The 18,251-nt window shown below is 47.2% G+C and carries 14 protein-coding genes; 2 read left to right on the top strand and 12 right to left on the bottom strand.

All coding sequences use genetic code 11. The features are described 5' to 3' along the window. Positions 1-116: 116 nt before the first annotated feature. The 6 genes from yicI to QFZ81_RS36190 form a co-directional block, all read right to left on the bottom strand. On the bottom strand, positions 117-2,444 hold the full coding sequence (gene yicI, locus QFZ81_RS36215; RefSeq protein WP_307606633.1) for an alpha-xylosidase: 2,328 nt from the start codon (positions 2,442-2,444) through the stop codon (positions 117-119). Positions 2,445-2,496: 52 nt separating this feature from the next. Next, on the bottom strand, positions 2,497-3,468 hold the full coding sequence (locus QFZ81_RS36210; protein ID WP_307606631.1) for a 2-hydroxyacid dehydrogenase: 972 nt from the start codon (positions 3,466-3,468) through the stop codon (positions 2,497-2,499). 33 nt (positions 3,469-3,501) lie between these two features. Continuing rightward, positions 3,502-4,335 carry a carbohydrate ABC transporter permease gene (locus tag QFZ81_RS36205; RefSeq protein ID WP_307606629.1) on the bottom strand — a complete coding sequence of 278 codons (834 nt, stop codon included), beginning with the start codon at positions 4,333-4,335 and terminating at the stop codon, positions 3,502-3,504. After that, complete coding sequence (locus tag QFZ81_RS36200; protein ID WP_307606627.1) at positions 4,335-5,240, bottom strand: carbohydrate ABC transporter permease; 906 nt, start codon at positions 5,238-5,240, stop codon at positions 4,335-4,337. Before QFZ81_RS36200 ends, QFZ81_RS36205 begins: the two co-directional genes overlap by 1 nt. Positions 5,241-5,306: 66 nt before the next feature. Further along, complete coding sequence (locus QFZ81_RS36195; protein WP_307435877.1) at positions 5,307-6,596, bottom strand: ABC transporter substrate-binding protein; 1,290 nt, start codon at positions 6,594-6,596, stop codon at positions 5,307-5,309. A 181-nt stretch (positions 6,597-6,777) separates the two neighbouring features. Beyond that, entirely contained in the window at positions 6,778-7,812 is a 1,035-nt protein-coding gene (locus tag QFZ81_RS36190) for a LacI family DNA-binding transcriptional regulator (protein WP_047683071.1), read from the bottom strand. 249 nt (positions 7,813-8,061) lie between these two features. On the opposite strand from QFZ81_RS36190, the gene hmpA reads away from it, so the two are divergent. Next, positions 8,062-9,279 (top strand): NO-inducible flavohemoprotein, encoded by a 1,218-nt coding sequence (gene hmpA / locus QFZ81_RS36185; RefSeq protein ID WP_307435881.1) that lies wholly within the window; start codon positions 8,062-8,064, stop codon positions 9,277-9,279. Between the two features lie 13 nt (positions 9,280-9,292). Here the strand turns inward: hmpA and QFZ81_RS36180 are convergent, their stop codons facing one another. The 3 genes from QFZ81_RS36180 to QFZ81_RS36170 form a co-directional block, all read right to left on the bottom strand. Further along, a complete protein-coding gene (locus QFZ81_RS36180; RefSeq protein ID WP_307435884.1) occupies positions 9,293-9,826 on the bottom strand; it encodes a Crp/Fnr family transcriptional regulator in 534 nt (177 codons plus the stop codon). An 85-nt stretch (positions 9,827-9,911) separates the two neighbouring features. Further along, the gene (locus tag QFZ81_RS36175; RefSeq protein WP_307435886.1) at positions 9,912-10,370 is read right to left on the bottom strand and encodes a hypothetical protein; all 459 of its coding nucleotides are present in this window, start codon (positions 10,368-10,370) and stop codon (positions 9,912-9,914) included. Positions 10,371-10,505: 135 nt separating this feature from the next. Next, positions 10,506-11,684, bottom strand: coding sequence for an ROK family transcriptional regulator (locus QFZ81_RS36170; RefSeq protein WP_307435889.1), 1,179 nt, complete (start codon positions 11,682-11,684; stop codon positions 10,506-10,508). A gap of 172 nt (positions 11,685-11,856) precedes the next feature. On the opposite strand from QFZ81_RS36170, the gene xylA reads away from it, so the two are divergent. Next, on the top strand, positions 11,857-13,176 hold the full coding sequence (xylA, locus tag QFZ81_RS36165) for a xylose isomerase (RefSeq protein WP_307435894.1): 1,320 nt from the start codon (positions 11,857-11,859) through the stop codon (positions 13,174-13,176). Positions 13,177-13,498: 322 nt separating this feature from the next. On the opposite strand, the gene QFZ81_RS36160 is transcribed toward xylA, so the two are convergent. The 3 genes from QFZ81_RS36160 to QFZ81_RS36150 are packed head-to-tail and all read right to left on the bottom strand — an operon-like array spanning position 13,499 to position 18,243. After that, positions 13,499-14,242 (bottom strand): MgtC/SapB family protein, encoded by a 744-nt coding sequence (locus QFZ81_RS36160; RefSeq protein WP_307435897.1) that lies wholly within the window; start codon positions 14,240-14,242, stop codon positions 13,499-13,501. Continuing rightward, on the bottom strand, positions 14,239-16,491 hold the full coding sequence (locus QFZ81_RS36155) for a glycoside hydrolase family 88/105 protein (RefSeq protein WP_307435900.1): 2,253 nt from the start codon (positions 16,489-16,491) through the stop codon (positions 14,239-14,241). The genes QFZ81_RS36160 and QFZ81_RS36155 overlap by 4 nt, the downstream gene beginning before the upstream one ends. Positions 16,492-16,506: 15 nt before the next feature. Next, positions 16,507-18,243, bottom strand: coding sequence for a hypothetical protein (locus tag QFZ81_RS36150; protein ID WP_307435903.1), 1,737 nt, complete (start codon positions 18,241-18,243; stop codon positions 16,507-16,509). Positions 18,244-18,251 lie beyond the last annotated feature (8 nt).

Genomic DNA, 18,251 nt, shown 5'->3' with positions numbered 1-18,251 from the left:
ATCTTTTATAATTCCCAAACATTTCTAATCTTCATTATATAATATAAAAAACTTCCCTGACAAATATAATCAGGAAAGTTTTTTATATTTATATTTTTATGCCGTCTGGAACGATTTTATAATTTCAACTGTATGACGAATCTATGTGCACCTGCCTGCGGTATCAAGCGAATGCCGGTATCTCCAGCCGTCCAGCTTGCACCCTCTACTGACTCTATTTCATGATTGCCGCGTAAAATCAGTTCCCACTTCTTGTCTGTGCCACTAGCGTTAACAGAGATACTTCGACTGCTGCGCTCTGCGCTCACTACTAGCTCCGCCTCTCCCTTCGTGTTGTAAACGGTGGTTGATGCTGCACGTCCGTCCTCAAGTTCAAACACATGAAGGACAACGCCTTCAGCATAATCGTAATCCGGACGAAGATCATTATTACCGACAGCAATGATGCTGTTCGGTCTAACCATAAGCGGCAAGTTGAAATAGTCGTGCTGCTCGCGCAGCCAGCGGCCGCCTTCTACGACCGTCCCGCTCAGGAAGTTCGTCCAGCGTCCTTCCGGTAAGTAGTATTGCGCAGACCCCTGACCATTGAAAATCGGTGCTACGAGCAATGATTCACCGAGCATATATTGGCGGTCCAATTGATCACAGGCAGCGTCTTCGTTAAACTCTAGCACCATGGCACGCATCACGGGCAAGCCTGTTTGTACGGCTTCCACCGAAGCGCTGAACAAGTATGGCATCAGTGTCGATTTCAGCTTCGTGAAATAACGGAGCACATCACACGCTTCTTCATCGAACAACCACGGTACCCGATACGATTGGCTTCCATGCAATCTGCTATGTGAAGACAGCAGCCCAAATGCGGTCCAACGCTTGTAGATGTCAGGCGTAGCTGTATTCTCGAAGCCGCTAATGTCATGGCTCCAGAAGCCAAAGCCAGAGAGGCCTAATGACAAGCCGCCGCGAAGCGTTTCAGCCATAGAGTTGTAACTGGCCGAACAGTCTCCGCCCCAGTGCACTGGGAATTGCTGGCCGCCGGCAGTCGCCGAACGGGCAAACAGCATGGCTTCGTTCTTGCCTTTCGTCTCCTCTAGTACTTCAAATACGGCTTTATTATATAAATGCGTATAGTAGTTGTGCATTTTAATAGGATCCGAGCCGTCAAAATAAACAACATCGGTCGGAATACGCTCGCCGAAATCGGTTTTGAAGCTATCAACACCCATCTCTACCAAAACTTTAAGTTTATCTTTATACCAGCGCACGGCTGCCGGATTAGTAAAGTCTACAAGCCCCATTCCGCCCTGCCATCTATCCCACTGCCATACATCCCCATTTTTCGTTTTGACTAGGTAACCATTCTCCTTGCCTTCATCGAACAAATAGGATTGCTGCGCGATATAGGAGTTAATCCAGACGCAAATGTTAAGACCTTTGCTTTTCAGTCGCTGCAGCATGCCCTGCGGGTCTGGGAACACATCCTGATCCCACTGGAAATCGCACCACTGAAACTCCTTCATCCAGAAGCAGTCGAAATGAAAGACATGAAGCGGAATTTCACGATCTAACATGCCATCAATGAAGCTGTTCACTGTAGCTTCGTCGTAGCTCGTTGTAAACGATGTCGTCAGCCAAAGGCCGAATGACCACGCCGGAGGCAGGGCAGGTTTACCTGTCAGTGTCGTGTAATTTTGCAGAACTTCCTTCATCGATGCTCCGCCAATGATATAATATTTTAACGATTCGCCAGGCACGCTGAACTGGACCTTCGACACTTGCTCCGAAGCCACCTCATAGGAAACTCGTTCCGGATGATCGACGAATACGCCATAGCCTAAATTGGACATATAAAAAGGTATGTTTTTGTACGCCTGCTCGCTGCAGGTTCCACCATCTTCATTCCATAGGTCGACGACTTGCCCATTTTTCACAAATGGTGTAAATCGTTCGCCAAGACCATAGATGTATTCACCGACGCCCAAATCGAGCTGTTCTCTCATATATGTGCTTTGATCCTGCAATTTGATGTGACCCGGGCCTTTGTACCCGCTGCCAGTCAAACGTCTGCCTTCATACATAAAATGGGTGCTCCAGCCTTCATTTTTATGAATTTGCACGCTGAGCTTACCACTCGTAAAACTAGCAACTTCCTCGTCATTAACGACCCCAACTTGAACGTCGGCGCTTTCGTTTTTAACAAACTCCGGACCCTGATTCATCTTGCCGTTATGATGAATCAACTCTACACAGATCACATCCGGCATAGGAGACGTATAATTAACGGTTAAGATTGCTGTATTCAATGTATCTCCGCGCGTAATGATCTTCTTACAGGAAGCAAGAACCGTCAAGGTGTCCGGCTTGGTGCGAACATTGCGAATTTCTACCGGATAATTGAGCGTTACTCCTTGTCTGACATGCCAGTACCCATCCGTAAATTTCATATCTATTTCCTCCACCTATCGCACTTAATATTTTTTATATAAAACTATGAATTTATGATTGCAATTCTGGAATAACATGGACTGGTGAGCCGCCTTTTAGGGCATATACGAGATTCTGGGCAGCAACTTTCGCCATATTCAATCGGGTCGCAGGCGTGGCTGAACCGAGGTGCGGCAAGGTTACAACATTACTTAGCTTCAACAGAGGATGATTCGCATCAACCGGCTCCTGCTCGTATACATCCAGACCCGCACCGTAAATTTGATTATTCTGTAAAGCTTGAACCAGAGCCCGTTCATTTACGGTTTCACCTCGCGAAACGTTAATGAAAATCGCGCTTTTCTTCATCAAGGCAAATTGCGGCTCATCCATTAAATGCCTAGTTTGCGGTGTCAGAGGTGTCATCAGCAGCACGAAATCGGACGTTTGCAGCAGCTCCTCAAATGGACAATACTTAAGTCCCAGCCGCTGCTCCACATCTGGCTTGCGATTGCGGTTGTAGTACACAACATCCATGTTAAAACCAAGCTTTGCGCGGCGGGCAATCGCTTCGCCAATTCGCCCCATCCCGATTATGCCTAATCGGGCGTGATGGACATCAACCCCAAATAGTTCCGAATCCTGTCCCTTTTGCCACTTGCCAGCTTTCACGAATTGATCCAGCTCGGCTACCCTTCTGGCCGTTGACAATAGCAGCGCAAAAGCAAGATCCGCTACAGTTTCATCCAAAACATAAGGCGTATGAGTTCCCACAATGCCGCGTGCTTTGAGCGCTGTTACATCCAGATTGTTATAACCGACGGATAAATTACTGATGACCCGAATGTTCACGCCTGCGTTAAGGATGGCTTCAGTTATGGGAGTGCCTGTGACAAGCAAACCTTCAGCATCGCCCACCTCCTGAGCCAACTGTTCGCTTGTAATCGAGTCTTTCCCTTCCCATTTTCGAATCGCGCAGTGATCCTCCAAGTAAGTTAGGACTTCTTCGGGCAAGCTTCTTGCGATATAGACACGTGGCTTCATCAGATATTCCCTCCTATGTGATGGAACAATGTTTTAATCCTTCATAGAACCGGCCGTCATCCCGCCGACTACATATTTTTGCATCGATACGAAAATGATAATAATTGGAAATGCCGCCAATGTAGCGACAGCCATCAGGTTGTTCCATTCCGTTCCGTACTGCCCGATAAAGCGGTACAAGCCCAAAGTTAGCGGACGCACCGAATTTCCAGTTGTTAATGTCAGTGCAAAAATAAAGTCGCCCCATCCAAACAAGAAGCAAAAGACGGCAACCGTTAACAAGCCGGGTGTCACCAACGGCAAAATAATTTTGGTAAATGAAGTTAACTTATTGCAGCCATCAATCATGGCCGCTTCTTCTAGTCCGCCCGGCAAGCTCAGAAAGAAAGGGCGCAGCGTAATGATCGCAAACGGCAAAGCATGAATTAAATCGGCAAAAATAAGTCCGACAAAATTATCGGTCAAGTTCACCTTAGAAAACATCATATACAAAGGCATAGCCATCATAATTCCAGGCAGCATTTGAATGGAAAGCAATAAAATCATAATGACGGCCTTCCCTTTAATGGAAAGTCGCGCGAGCGCATAGGCTGCAGGTACTGCCAGCAAGAGAGAAAGAAGCATCGTTCCCACTGCGATAATGACACTGTTGCCGATATAGCCAATCATATCCTTGTTGTTGATGAAGTTATTGATATATGACTCAAGTGTCGGCTTCACAGGAAGGATATGCGGCGGATTGTGGTATAGCTCTGTAATAGGCGTAACTGAAGTCTTAGCCATCCAGTACACGGGAAATAAGAATACAATCATGATCAATACAGCAATGAAGGTTGCACCAGATGCTCTCCATCTTGAATAAACCATTAGTGAACCTCCTCTTTGTTCGACATTCTCAAGTACACAATCGCAATCACGATTAACATCAAGAACATGATCATCGAGACAGCTGCCCCTTGGCTGAACTCAAACGTCGTAAAGGAAAGCTGGTACGCATATATCGGCAGCACTGTCGAGGCCGTAACTGGTCCTCCTGCGGTCATAATGAACACCAGATCAAACACTTTAAATGTATATATAATTCCTAGCATGAAAAGGACAAGAATGGTTGGTCGCAAAAGCGGCAGCGTAATATGCCTAAACTGTAGAAAACGGTTCGCACCATCCAGTTTGGCAGCTTCATATAAATGTGTTGGCAAAGTCTGTAGACCTGACAACAGAATAATCATGTTAAATGGAATCCCGGTCCAAATATTCGCCACAATCGTCCCAAGCAATGCTGTGTTAGCATCACTAAGCCAGCTGATAGGTTTACTTATAAGCCCTAACGATTGTAAGAAATAATTGATCACGCCATAATCGCCGGAAAACATCCATTGAAAGATCGTTCCGGTGATAACCACCGGTAACATCCAGGAAAGCAGCATTAATGAACGAAACAAATTACGACCCAGAAATTTCATATTGAAAAATAAGGCCAATCCAAAACCGATTGCAAATTGAAAGAAAATGCTGAGAACGGTGAAAACCACCGAGTTCTTCATTGAAATATAAAATACAGGATCCTTAAGCGACTTGATGTAATTGCTCAAACCGATAAAGTGATGCTCGCCTTTTAAGTTGTATACATTGACATCTTGAAAACTGAGAGTGACGTTATACGCGATTGGAAAAATTACAAATACCGCCATAAAAACAAGAGCAGGCAAAACAAATAAATAGCTGTTCCAAGAGGAAAACCATTTGGCGCCTCTAGTTAATTGGGACATCATTTCTCCCCCTAATCTCAAAAGTAAAAGGGGATGCGGTGTCTGTTGCATCCCCCTCATTTGGTATGACTATTGCCCAAGCTGCGGTTTTATTTTTGCGTCAGCATCTTTCACTGCTGCTTCCGGTGTTTTGGCGCCAGTAATGACTTCTTGCATCATAATTTGAATCGCTTCCGAAATTTTTGGGTAGCTCGGGCCGTAAGCTCTAGCCTTGGCTACTTTCATGGCATCTGCGAATATTTTCAGCTGCTTGTCATTTTGCCAGAATGGATCCATCAAGTAATCTTCGCGGCTGGGCAGACGGCCCGCTGCTTTCGCGAACTCCTTCAAACGGTCAGGCTCATTGGCAAATTTGACAATATCAAATGCGATATCTTTATGCTTGGAAGCAGCAGTTATCGCCCAGTTTTCTCCACCAAGAATCGTTCCGCCTTGTTTATTGGTCGGAAGCTCTACAACATCCCAATTCACTTTACCTTCTTTTCTTAATAACGGGATTTGCCATGGACCATTGATCATCATAGCAACTTTGCCTGTGGAGAATTGCACGACTGTGTCCGATTGCTTCTGGTTAATGACTTCTTTGGACATGTAACCGTTAGCAACCATATCCTTCAAAAGGGTGGCTGCTTCTATCGTCCCTGCGCTGTTAAAGTTCGGAATGTCGGAACCCGATTGATACATGAGCGGAAGGAATTGAAATGTGCCTTCTTCCGTTTTGACAGCAGTCATCGCAAATCCGTATACATCCTGTTTCGTCAGTTTTTTAGCCGCTTCCTTAAGCTCATCCCATGTTTTTGGAGAATTGACTCCTGCCGCTTTTAACATATCTACATTGTAATAAAGCGCTAGATTATTGCTTCCGACGGGAACACCATAGTTTTTGCCTTTATACATCGTTGAGGACCACGGTCCTGAGAAATATTTATCTGCTTGGCCCCATTCTCCGACTTCCTTCGTAATATCAGCAAGTATGCCCGCTGCTGCGAAGGCTTGGTGATCTGGATTGTCGATCCATACAATATCAGGAACCTGATTTCCCGCCGCACCAAGAAGCAGCTTATTTTTAATATCAGCAAAAGAAATAAAAGTACGCTCGATTTTGACATTTGGATGAGCAGCCTCATAATCAGCAATCGTTTTCTTTAATGCGCCTTGCGTAGCCTCGCTGGTCATGGAATCCCACCATTGAATCGTGACCTTCTCGCCTGAACCCGTCGAACTCGAAGCAGTTGCCCCCGGAGCCGTTGTAGCTGAAGATTTGGACGCATCACCGGTTGATGATTTTGGTGCGCATGCAGTCGTCAGGACTAACAGCGTAGACATTGCAAACATGACAGCCTTTACATTTCTAGACATCGTTTATTCCCCCTAAAATATAGTTGTAGTTTGCAGAGCTGCAATCGATCTCATACATGCGAAAACGAATGCTGCAATATGCCGAAAATCATGTTGGAGAAACCCCTGAATTTCCATCAACAAAATGATGTACGTACATCATTTTGTCGTAAAAAGAAAACGTTATTTTCTTTGATACAAATCAAATATAATAACGTGCATTCTCCTTGGTAGCCAATTCCAGCTTGGTGATGTTCTCTTTTACATTTACTTTGTCGCCGGTGACCAAGTGGTCAAACATCGATTTGACCGTTAAATACCCTTGATTAACCGGGTCTTGGCAAATCGTTGCGGTAACAACGCCTCTTCTCATATATTGATAAATTTCTTCGGTCATATCATGACCAACCAATGCAATAGGCTTTGATAAATTCGCATCAGCCAAATGCTTTGCGACCACATGCAGCCTGGCACTGGATACATAAATACCGTCAACCTGATGGAAATAATCGATAAATGAGTCAAGCGAGTCGTAATCTTCCTGCTGCAGTTTAAGCGGGCCGCGTAATTCGATATGATCGTAATCGGCGACAACCTCGCGAAAACCCGTTATCTTTTGCTGCATTTGAAAGTTCGTATAAGACATGATCAAACCAACCTTCGTCTTCTGGCCGATGAACTTACACAGCACATCCGCTGCCAGACGACCGGCAATTCGGTAGTCGCACCCTACATAAAACAGCCGTTTACTTAATGGAGAATCGCTGTTAAAGGTGCAAATCGCAAGGCCCTGATCCACTCCGTAATCAATAATATCAGCCATTTCCTGAGGGTCATTGGGTGATAACGCGATTGCGTCGAACCGTCCGGAATCAATGAGCTGCAGAACCGTTTTCTTTTGCTGCTCCAAATCGTATTTTTCGGAACGGACAATGTGCACATGCAGACCATAATCACGAAATTCATCTATAGCGATTTGGACACCCTTTTCTACCTGTTTCCAAAAGTATTCGGGAAGCTCCGGAAAAACAATCGCCATGGCATATTCGTTCTTGCGAGACAAAAAGCTGGCTGATTTGTTCGGCGTGTAATTCAACTCTTTAATTTTGTCCATCACCTGTTGATAGGTTTTAGGTTTGACATTTCCCCTGTTGTTTAACACTCGGTCAAGCGTGGCAACGGAAACACCGATTTGCTTGGCCAATTCTTTGACCGTTAACCGTCTGCTTTGATCCATTTCATTACCTCTGTCTAACGTAATAAATTTGTTTCGTCCCCGTTTACGTCATTATCATACCAAGCCATAAATAGTCTGTCAACGCTTTCATGATGTTTTATCTTAAATTTTTGATTTACGTACATCATTTTATTCGGATACAGACACAGACTGTTGCTTTTTCCTGTGATCTTAATCACATAATCCCCCTATCTCTGTTAGCTATACTTGGTTCATCAACTAAATCTAATAAAGGTGAGGCGATCATATATGCTGAGCGAAAAATCAATCAAAATCATTAAATCCACTGTCCCGGTACTGGAAGTCCACGGTATAGCCATCACGAAAAGGTTCTATGAGATGTTATTCACGGCGCATCCTGAGCTGCTGAATATGTTTAACCATGCCAATCAGAAGCAAGGCAGGCAGCAGACCGCTTTAGCCAATGCGGTATATGCCGCAGCTCTTCATATCGATCGACTGGAAGCTATTCTCCCTGCTGTAAAGCAAATTGCCCATAAACATCGCAGTCTTGGGGTGAAAGCTGAACATTATCCGGTCGTAGGCCAAAACTTGCTTGCCGCAATTAAAGATATACTCGGTGACGCGGCAACCGACGAAATCCTGCAGGCCTGGGGTGAAGCCTACAATGTTATCGCGGATGCTTTTATCAGTGTTGAGGCTGAGATGTATGATGAGTCTAAGACAAAAGAAGGCGGTTGGGCCGATTTCAAGCCTTTCCGAATTGAGCGGAAGATCAAAGAGAGTGATGTGATTACATCCTTCTACCTAGTACCTCAGGATAGGGGAGCTCTTGCGGCATTTGAACCGGGACAGTATATCAGTATTAAAGTCCAGATCCCCGGTGAGGAAAATACCCATATTCGGCAATACAGCCTCTCAGATGCTCCCGGGAAACCCTACTATCGAATCTCAGTTAAACGGGAAGATGGCATTTTGGCGAAACAACCTGCAGGCAAGGTTTCGATGTATCTACACGACCAAACTGAAGAAGGCAGTGAACTTTGGCTATCTGCACCTGCTGGAGATTTCACATTAGATCAAAAAGATACCCGACCTGTCGTGCTAATTAGCGGCGGTGTTGGACTAACTCCGATGGTCAGCATGTTGAATACGTTAGCGGAAACGAACCCGAATCGACAGGTGACGTTTATCCATGCCGCTCAAAATGGCCAGCTCCATGCGTTCCGGAAACAAGTTGAAGATCTTTCCCAGCAGCATCCACAATTAACCGTTTACTGGTGTTATGAGAGACCGACAGAGGTCGATAAAGCGAGCATCTCTTATCATAAAGAAGGCTATGTGGATCTAGCTTGGCTCCAAAACGTGGTGCCTACCCCTGCTTCAAGCTTCTATTTCTGCGGTCCTATCCCGTTTATGAAAGGAGTGAACGGATCGCTCCGTGAATGGGGAATTCCAGCCGAAGATATTCATTATGAGTTTTTCGGACCTTCAGGCAGTTTATAAGCGTGTATGCCATTCAATTTTTATCGGACTCGGATTGATGCTGCACTTTCACAGCTTTCTCCCTCAGTAGACGATTAACCGTTTCCCGGCGAAGCCCGATGAACTGACCGATTTCCTCCTGCGTCAGCACGTCTGTCAGCTTCGACGTACCCAGGTAGTTTTGGAACCAGCTTTCGAGCTTCATCAGCTTGGCAGCGGGAGCCATTTCCGTCAGTTGATCAATACGCTGCTGCATCATGCGCAGTTTATCCTGTAATTGACGCGCAATCGTGCGAAAATGCTCCGGGCTGCGCTCCAGCTCCTCATACCACTGCGCAGCAGGAAGCACCTCTATGTCACAAGTGACAAGCGCTATCGCAGTACCGTAGTAAGGACTTGGACTAATGAGCGAGTGATGTGGAATCGTCTCGCCTGGAACAATAATATTCACGAGTGTCGTATTCCCATCCTCATGAGCACGGACAATTTTCAAAAGACCGGTTAGGAGCTGGTATAGTGGACCCGTGTCTCCTTGGCGGAAAAGTATTTCTCCTTTGTGCAGTTTCATTTTTATTCTCCTTCATATGAAAAAAAAGCGACAGCATTCACTACACTGCTGATCGCTTTTTTTATGATTGCTAGCTGCTGACCAGCTACATCTCTTTTTTTAACGGCTCCAGCTTCGTGCGAAGCGGCGTAAGTGCCATTGTCAATCTGGCAACCCAATTCAACTGCTCCACCTTGCCAATGAGCCAAATCGATCCTATCAGCCCCAAGAGAGAAACGAGGACAGCTGTAGGCAGCGCCCAGAATGAGACCGGATGCGCAAAAAATGGAATGAACGAAACGGCCAAAATCGGGGCCGCGTTCCATTTGAACCACTGGATGAGAGAGATGGTAAGTATGGCTGTTATGAAAAATGATATGGCGCCGTGGCTTATCGCATACATGCTGCTGCCGATTGTCACTGCAACGATAGCACCCATCGTGATGCGTCCTATGTCCTTAATTTGGTCCACACGGTGCATAAAAAGAAAGCTGAATGCCCCAAGCGTTGGATAAAACACCATCTTCATTGATGGGAAATGGTAGGAAGCCCAGTAAGCTCCCATGAGATAGCAGCACATCACTAGTGAACGTAGAAACATCGTTGGTTCCAGTCCTTTGTTCTCGAATTTTTGGCACTTTTCTCATTGTACAAAAGTGACCATCCTTCGGTCAATCATATGGCTGTAATTCCCACTAGCTTAGTTCCGATCAACCGAAACCGTTGTCTCCACGAAAAATGTGGCCACCGCAAAAGATGCCGCCCCGAGCACTGTCGACCGATCGCTCAGCTCGCTGAACGCCACTTTCAGCTGCTTGCGCGGATGCGGCAGGGAACGCTTCTCGAGCAGGGCCAGCAGCGGTTTCATCAGCCATCTCTCGGCACTTGCTAAGCGGCCGCCGAGAATAATATATTCGGGATTGTATCCGTTGATAATATTAACTACGCCTACACCGAGATAATAACCAAGGCGCTCAAAAAGTGCGATCACCGTCGGATCTCCGGCTTCGGCTTTGCTCAGCAAAATCTCTAGATCCACAGCGTCATCGTTAAGCTCGCGGCGCGCCTGCGTGAGGAGCGCGTGCTCCGACGCATACAGCTCCCAACAGCCCATGCTGCCGCAGCTGCACTTGGGCCCATCGTGCTGGATCGAGAAGTGCCCGATCTCACCTGAGAAGCCAGTCGCCCCGCGGTACAGCTCGCCCTTAATGATGATCCCAGCACCGATCCCGATGCCGATCGACACATACACCAGATTCGCCGTGTCTTTACCGGCTCCGAACTGTTTCTCCCCCACAGCTCCTGCGTTCGCTTCATTATCAATAACAACCGGAATGTTGAACGTCTCCTCGATTTGCTGCTGCAAAGGCACGTTTTCCCACCCAAGATTCGGCGCGAACAGCAGATTGCCGCGCTCATCACAAATGCCCGGCACTCCGATGCCGATTCCTATAATACCGTAGACGCTCTCCGGCGCGCTTTCGATCAGTCCGCGGATAGTCGTTTTCACCAGTAAGACGACCTTCTCGACAGAAGCATTGTCATGCTGCACTCTTACTTCGCGGATGATCTTACCGCTTAGATCCGTCAGCACCGCGAGAATATCATTAACCCCTAGGTCTACCCCGATGGCATAGCCAGCCGTTCCATTAAAAAGCAGCATCATCGGCTTGCGCCCACCGCTTGATTCACCAACGCCAATCTCTTCGACGACACTGCTCTCGATCAATTCGTTAACAAGACTCGACACTGTCGCCTTTGTCAGCCCTGTAATTTCTGCAATCCGTGCGCGGGATATTGGAGAATTCGTGCGAATATGGTGTAATACGATGGATTTATTTATTTTTTTTACGAGATTCAAATCGCCTGTTTGCTTCATGTTTGCCCCCACACTGCTCTAATTGCTTGTCTCTCTTTTCTAATGAACTGATTTTAACATGAAAGACATTTTCACGCACCAACTAAGTTTGTTTAATGAATTTACAAACTATTCATTTGGTGCTATGATGACTGCATAAGCATTTATCCCTTAATTTATGGAGGCTGAATTCATGAGCTACTTTGACAACATTCAACCGATTAAGTACGAAGGCCGCACATCGACGAACCCGCTATCTTTTAAATTTTATAATCCTGATCAAGTTATTTTAGGCAAAACCATGCGCGAGCATATGCGTTTTGCAATCGCTTACTGGCACTCTTTTTCCGCCAACGGCTCCGATCCTTTTGGCAGTGGCACAGCGATCCGCGCTTGGGATCAATACTCCGGCCTTGAGCTGGCCAAAGCTCGCGTTGACGCTTGCTTTGAGCTGCTGAACATTCTGGATGTCGACTACTTCGCTTTCCATGACCGCGATATCGCACCTGAGGGCAGCACACTGCAAGAAACGAACAAGAACCTCGACGAGATCGTTGCTCTAATCAAAGACAAAATGAAATCCAGCGGCAAGAAGCTGCTCTGGAACACTGCTAATATGTTCACCAACCCGCGTTTCGTTCATGGTGCTGCTACGACGAATAATGCAGACGTATTTGCTTATGCAGCTGCCCAAGTGAAGAAAGCCTTGGATCATGCCAAAGAGCTTGGCTCGGAAAACTACGTTTTCTGGGGCGGACGCGAAGGTTACGAGACTCTGCTTAACACAGACCTCGGCCTGGAGCTTGATAACCTTGCTCGCTTCCTGCACATGGCGGTTGATTATGCCAAAGAAATCGGCTACGACGGTCAATTCCTGATCGAGCCTAAACCAAAAGAGCCATCCAAGCACCAATACGACTTCGATGCGGCTACGACGCTGTCTTTCTTGCAAAAATACGACTTGCTGCCGTATTTCAAATTAAACCTGGAAGCGAACCATGCCACGCTTGCTGGTCACACCTTTGAGCACGAGCTTCGCGTCGCGCGCATCAATGGTGTCCTTGGTTCCATCGATGCGAACCAAGGCGATCTGCTGCTCGGCTGGGATACCGACGAGTTCCCGACAGACCTGTACTCAACAACACTCGCGATGTACGAAATCCTCTTGAACGAAGGCGGCATCGGCCGCGGCGGCGTGAACTTCGACGCCAAGGTTCGCCGTACTTCCTTCGAGCCTATCGATGTCGTCTACTCCCACATCGCAGGCATGGACGCCTTCGCTCGCGGCTTAGAAGTCGCTGCCAAATTGATCGAAGACCGCGTATTCGATAACATCCTCGACACGCGCTATGCTTCCTTCCAATCCGGCATCGGCGCCGACATCGTGTCCGGCAAAGCGAACTTCAAAACGCTTGAAGCTTATGCGCTTGAGAACAACAGCACCATCGTGAACCAATCCGGTCGTTTGGAATTGATTAAGGCGACGGTTAACCAATACCTGATTAACACTTAATTCGTGAAAAAGCCCGTATAAGCCGTTTTCTTGGCTTAGCGGGCTTTTTCTCTCGGAATCCATCGTCATATATGCTCATTCGAGCTTGCCGGATGAAAGAATCCATATTCGCGGTCGAATGATGTTGTAGAATGTGCAACAATTGCTGCCTAAATCTCGCCTCTCTCCCTTCATTAAAAATAGCCTTTGGGCGTTTGAATTGTTGTATAAATTACAACATTGGTAACCGCTAACTTCTGATTATCCCTCGGAATAAATGGAAAAGATCTCTGATCGAAGAGATCAGAGATCCAGAAAGCTAGAAGCACAAGCCTACCTTTTCTTAGGCAACCTTTTTATGAAAAATGAAGTTCGCAGCTTCCATCCTAACGACGATGTCCAGAGCGGCAATTTGTTCATATGCGGCAAGCAGCTTCTCGTGCTTCGGACATCTTAAGCTGAAGCACAAGTGCATCATTGGGGTATTCCCTTGTACGAGGGAAGATTCGCTTCCTGGCATCATCTTTAGATTGGTGACTTGGATACCCTGTTCCCCAAAACGGGAGGTAACCAAGCTGAGGAAGCCGGGATGTTCATTGATCATGATCTCTATTTCGTGAGTTCTACGATGCCTTAAGAAATGTTTCTCCCACTTATTCAGGAGATACAGACTGATGAGTACTAAAAAAGTGCATACCAACGCCCCGGTAATAAAGCCTGCACCTACGCTCAAACCGATAGCCGCTACCAACCAAACAGAAGCGGCGGTAGTCAACCCTTTTATAACACTGCCGTTTCGTAATATTGCACCTGCACCAAGAAAGCCGATGCCGCTGACAACCTGTGCAGCCAATCGAGACGGGTCTATACGGACGTTGGGTTCATTTACAAAGTCAGAGAATCCATACTCCGACAGCAGCATAATGGTGGCGGAGCCTAAACAAACTAAAATGTGAGTACGAAAGCCTGCCGCATGATTGTTCCATTCCCGTTCAAGACCGATCAAACCGCCCAGAACGACCGCCAACACCATTCTTACGATTAAATCAAAATGACTAATTTGCCATACACTGCTTACAGCCGTCATTTATGCATCACTTCAAGCGGCTGCGCCAGCCATCGCTTCAGCTTCACAACTTCTGCTCCTGCCAGCATCATAATACCGACCCCGTGGTTGTCATTCTTTACGGTGAGCAGATCTTTCTTATAATAATCAGCGGTAAAAGCATACCGCGAGCCGCTGCAAACGCCATGCACGTTGCCCTGAGCGTCGATGGCCAGACGGGTCAAACCGTCCCATGCCTTCAGCGAAGCATGGATAAACCGACCTGGCTCCTTGAGCCAGCCGAATCGCACGCCTCTCGCAAAGGCATAGGCGAACATCGCGGTACACGAGGCCTCTTGATAGGCGTCGGGATCGTTCAAAACCTGATGCCACAGCCCGCTTTCAGCTTGCAGGTCGGCATATCCCTCGCACAGCTCGTTAAAGAAATGCACTAACTCCGGGCGAGCTTCATGCTCTGCGGGTAGAACCTCCAGCACTTCTGTCAGCGAGAAGAGTGTCCATCCATTCCCACGGCCCCAAGGAATACCAGTAGCCATACCGTATTTAAAATCAAATACATGCGACATGATGCGCTGATCCGGCATGTATAAATACTTGCGGAATAACAGAAATTGCTTCGCTGCTTCATCCAGTGCCCCGCTGTTGCCGGTTATCCCCGCATAGCGGCACAGGAACGGTGCGCTCATGTATAAGTCATCGGCCCACATCGTATTTTCCGAATATTCATCCTGACATATCCGATAGAAGGCACCGTCTTCCTTACGCTCCAACCGAACGAGTATGAAGTCGGCAATTCGCTGCGCTATCGGCAAGAAGCCCGGATCCTTGTCTTCCTGATAGGCTTCCAGCATAGCGGAGCCAAAGGAACCGCAGTTATCCAGCATTTTCATCATAACCAATTGCTGATTGATCGCCGGGAACCCATACTTCTCTCGATCCCATAAGGAGTATGCGAACATGTCTGTGCAGCTTTGAACATGATCGAGGGCATACCCAATAATATCAGACCGCTCCAGTAACCGACCTGCTTGCAGCAGCCCATAAATGGTTACGCCAAGCGGATAATCCCAACGGGCATAATTCGTGACGTTACCGACGGTCCATTTATTACTCAGCATAGCATTCTCATAATAAGGACGTATCCAGGCGTCTGGACGGTCTAACTGCCAGTAGGTTTTGTCGCCCGCAGCACCAGATTCTGAATCTTTAGCATAGATGCGATCAGTTCTGACTAATTCCTCATACGCTAGCTCAATTCTTGAATCCAGTGGCCCAACATAGAACCACGGCTCAGCTGAACCGTGAACCTTCTGAGGAGCGCTAAAGGGGACAACCTTTCCCCTAACATAGGCATGCAGCGTGAAGCCCCACGCGTTATTTCCACAAATACTGCGAATCAACAGATCATGTTTGCCAAAGGAAAGCGGCACCTCCACCTGAAAGCTGCCTTCTTCCGCGAGCTCCAATACCTGCCTCCCATCCAGCCAAACGGTTAACGGACCTGCCGTATGACCCTTCAACAGGCAGGATTCTTCACCTGAGCTTACTTTGTTCAGCTTCGTCCACGCGTACGCCTGCTTACCAGGCTGTAAGCCGAATAAACGCTCGCAAACAGGCTTCGCAGGCTCACTCTCACTCCACTCACAGGTCGGCAGCCAGCGAAGCCCGTACTCTTTCTCTGACGCCAAACCATCTGGCAGCGGCCTACCCTCGAATAGATCGGTGTCTACCGGAGCAGAGTACACCCATCCCGCCTGACCACTCCTTTCAGCAAACGGAGTAAGCACATTCAGAATCCGTACCTTGGCTTCATCAGATCCGAACAAGCAGCCGAAGCCTGCCGCCGTATGCTTAGCTTTGATAAAAAGTCGGTTCCAGCCTTTCACAAAGTTCAGATTAAGCTTAACGCTTGCATCTGGCTTAATTTCATCTATTACGTTGGAGCGATAGGTACGCTCATCATTGAAATAGAACTCAATTGGCCCCAAACAGCGGAACAACACATCCAGATTTCGTTCACCATCGCTCCATACTAAACCATAGGCATATGAAAATTGACCGGGTCTTGCTTCGGGAAATCTTCGCCCCAGATTAAAATCAAACATCCCTTCCTCGTTCTGCAAAATACCAGATCGGTAAAAGGCCCGAAAAGCAAACGGAACGGGTGGATTAGCCCCGATGTAGCGGTCCGCAAGCACCTTCAATGTTCGGTTATCATCGTCTCCTAAGCGGGACTGTATACTCTCTTGTTCATTAAAATAAGTCGTCATCTCCGACCTTCCTTTCTACAGTAGGCGAACCGTAAATGTCCGGTCGAACGGCGTCACCAAGTTCACATGGACGTATTTGCAGCCGGTTGGATGTTGATCTTCACGAAGCACAGGCAGCAAATGCTCGTAGGCGCCTGTTGAAATCTCTATTGCATCTTCATCCACTTCATATTTCACAGATCCGTTTTTCAAGAAATATTTTCCTGACTCGGCTTCAACGAGATCACTGCCGCTAACTGTACCCTCATCTCCCAGAATAAAGGATAACTGCGTGAAAACATCTTCTCGCTCATCGGAAAGGATACGAATCGTCCATTCCGCGTCTCCTTGTGTAATTTCTGCTTGAAACTCAAGGGTTTGCAGATGTGTCATCGGCCTATGCTGATGCGGAAGCAAGTACCAAGGACTGAGTGTCGATCTCTCCGCTGACTCCGGCAGAAATTGACGCGGAATCGGTCCGTTATATCCTTTTTCTAATACGATTCCTAGCTTATAAACGCCTTCCTCCGCAGTTAGATGTGCGAACTTCACAATCCCAGGTGAGAAAGATGTAGACAGCTTGATGCCCAGCAGCCTTACTTTGCCATGGCGAAGGGAGAAGAATGACGGCGTCAGCGGCATAATCGTGACGCTCTGGTCTAGCTCTCGAATGCGTACAAGCGGAGCGCCGAAGGCTAAGTGCATGCTGCTGTGCTCGATTTTCATATGGTGGCCCACGCCATCGATTTGCGTCAAATGCTCATTGATCGGATGGTGCTCATTGATAACTTGGACATAACGATCGGGAAGCGGAGTGCGCTCCAAATCAGAAATATCTGCTTCGGGATACAGCAATAAACCCAAGAGTGCATTGTTATTTACCGCTTCCGTATGCTTAATAAAGGTACCTGCATAGTCTGACATCGCAGCGAACAAAGGATCTTTATCATGCGCAGCCATTAAACGATAAATCAGGAAGTAAGTCGCCATATCAAACGTCTGCCCGAAATCCTGGCGTCCTGAATAATCCGTTACCACCTCACCAGACGGATGGATCAAATACACCATCATGCGCAGATTGCGGCGCACACATTCTAATAATTCTGGACGGTTTAGCACACGACCTGTGTGATATAAAGCGATATCGCTGACGGCATTATAGATGCCATTGCTACGCTCCGTCCATTCGCCGTCATGTGTGATATCCATACCTTCTGCCAACCATTCATCCGCTCTAGCTATCAGCTCAGGCATTTGGAAAATCTCATACAGCAATGAAAGTGCCGCTGTAATAACCCATCGATGATTCGGTGTATGACACCCGCCTGTCAGCATAGCGGGTATCGTACGCTCCAGGAAAAGCCTCAGCTTGGCGGAGGCAGGCTTCACAGCCGCCCAGTCATGCGCCTCAAGCAGTTGATAAATTTGTGTAATTCCACCTACGACAAAGGCTGTGTCTGGGGGGGAATTATAGTTTGTTGAACCTAACGATATCGTACCGTCGGCATGTTGACGGTTCAAAATAAAATCCGCTGCTTTATCGAATGCGGTCAAGAGTGTCTCATCCTGATAGTAACGTGAATCTGGATTAACTAATGCGGAAGCCCATACAGCCAAAACGCTCGGCGTGCTGAGATGATTGACACGGGCGATGCCCGTCTCATCAATAATTCCGCCAACATATTTCGATGTAGGATCCAGCACCTGCCGCTGCAGCATAGCTGCTGTATGTTCGTCATAAATGTGTACCAACTGTTTATAAGTAGCGTCCATGCTGATCA

The organism is Paenibacillus sp. V4I9 (assembly GCF_030817295.1).
In the GTDB taxonomy this organism is placed as follows: Bacteria; Bacillota; Bacilli; order Paenibacillales; family NBRC-103111; genus Paenibacillus_E.
This window is presented reverse-complemented; position numbering and strand designations above follow the sequence as displayed.

Coding starts and splice junctions, on each gene's coding strand:
- QFZ81_RS36175 (WP_307435886.1), bottom strand. CDS start 10,370: ATGGGAGCTTACTGGGCTTCCTACCATTTCCCATCAATGAAGATGGTG.
- QFZ81_RS36205 (WP_307606629.1), bottom strand. CDS start 4,335: ATGGTTTATTCAAGATGGAGAGCATCTGGTGCAACCTTCATTGCTGTA.
- yicI (WP_307606633.1), bottom strand. CDS start 2,444: ATGAAATTTACGGATGGGTACTGGCATGTCAGACAAGGAGTAACGCTC.
- QFZ81_RS36150 (WP_307435903.1), bottom strand. CDS start 18,243: ATGGACGCTACTTATAAACAGTTGGTACACATTTATGACGAACATACA.
- QFZ81_RS36155 (WP_307435900.1), bottom strand. CDS start 16,491: ATGACGACTTATTTTAATGAACAAGAGAGTATACAGTCCCGCTTAGGA.
- QFZ81_RS36200 (WP_307606627.1), bottom strand. CDS start 5,240: ATGATGTCCCAATTAACTAGAGGCGCCAAATGGTTTTCCTCTTGGAAC.
- QFZ81_RS36170 (WP_307435889.1), bottom strand. CDS start 11,684: ATGAAGCAAACAGGCGATTTGAATCTCGTAAAAAAAATAAATAAATCC.
- QFZ81_RS36190 (WP_047683071.1), bottom strand. CDS start 7,812: ATGGATCAAAGCAGACGGTTAACGGTCAAAGAATTGGCCAAGCAAATC.
- xylA (WP_307435894.1), top strand. CDS start 11,857: ATGAGCTACTTTGACAACATTCAACCGATTAAGTACGAAGGCCGCACA.
- hmpA (WP_307435881.1), top strand. CDS start 8,062: ATGCTGAGCGAAAAATCAATCAAAATCATTAAATCCACTGTCCCGGTA.
- QFZ81_RS36210 (WP_307606631.1), bottom strand. CDS start 3,468: ATGAAGCCACGTGTCTATATCGCAAGAAGCTTGCCCGAAGAAGTCCTA.
- QFZ81_RS36180 (WP_307435884.1), bottom strand. CDS start 9,826: ATGAAACTGCACAAAGGAGAAATACTTTTCCGCCAAGGAGACACGGGT.
- QFZ81_RS36195 (WP_307435877.1), bottom strand. CDS start 6,596: ATGTCTAGAAATGTAAAGGCTGTCATGTTTGCAATGTCTACGCTGTTA.
- QFZ81_RS36160 (WP_307435897.1), bottom strand. CDS start 14,242: ATGACGGCTGTAAGCAGTGTATGGCAAATTAGTCATTTTGATTTAATC.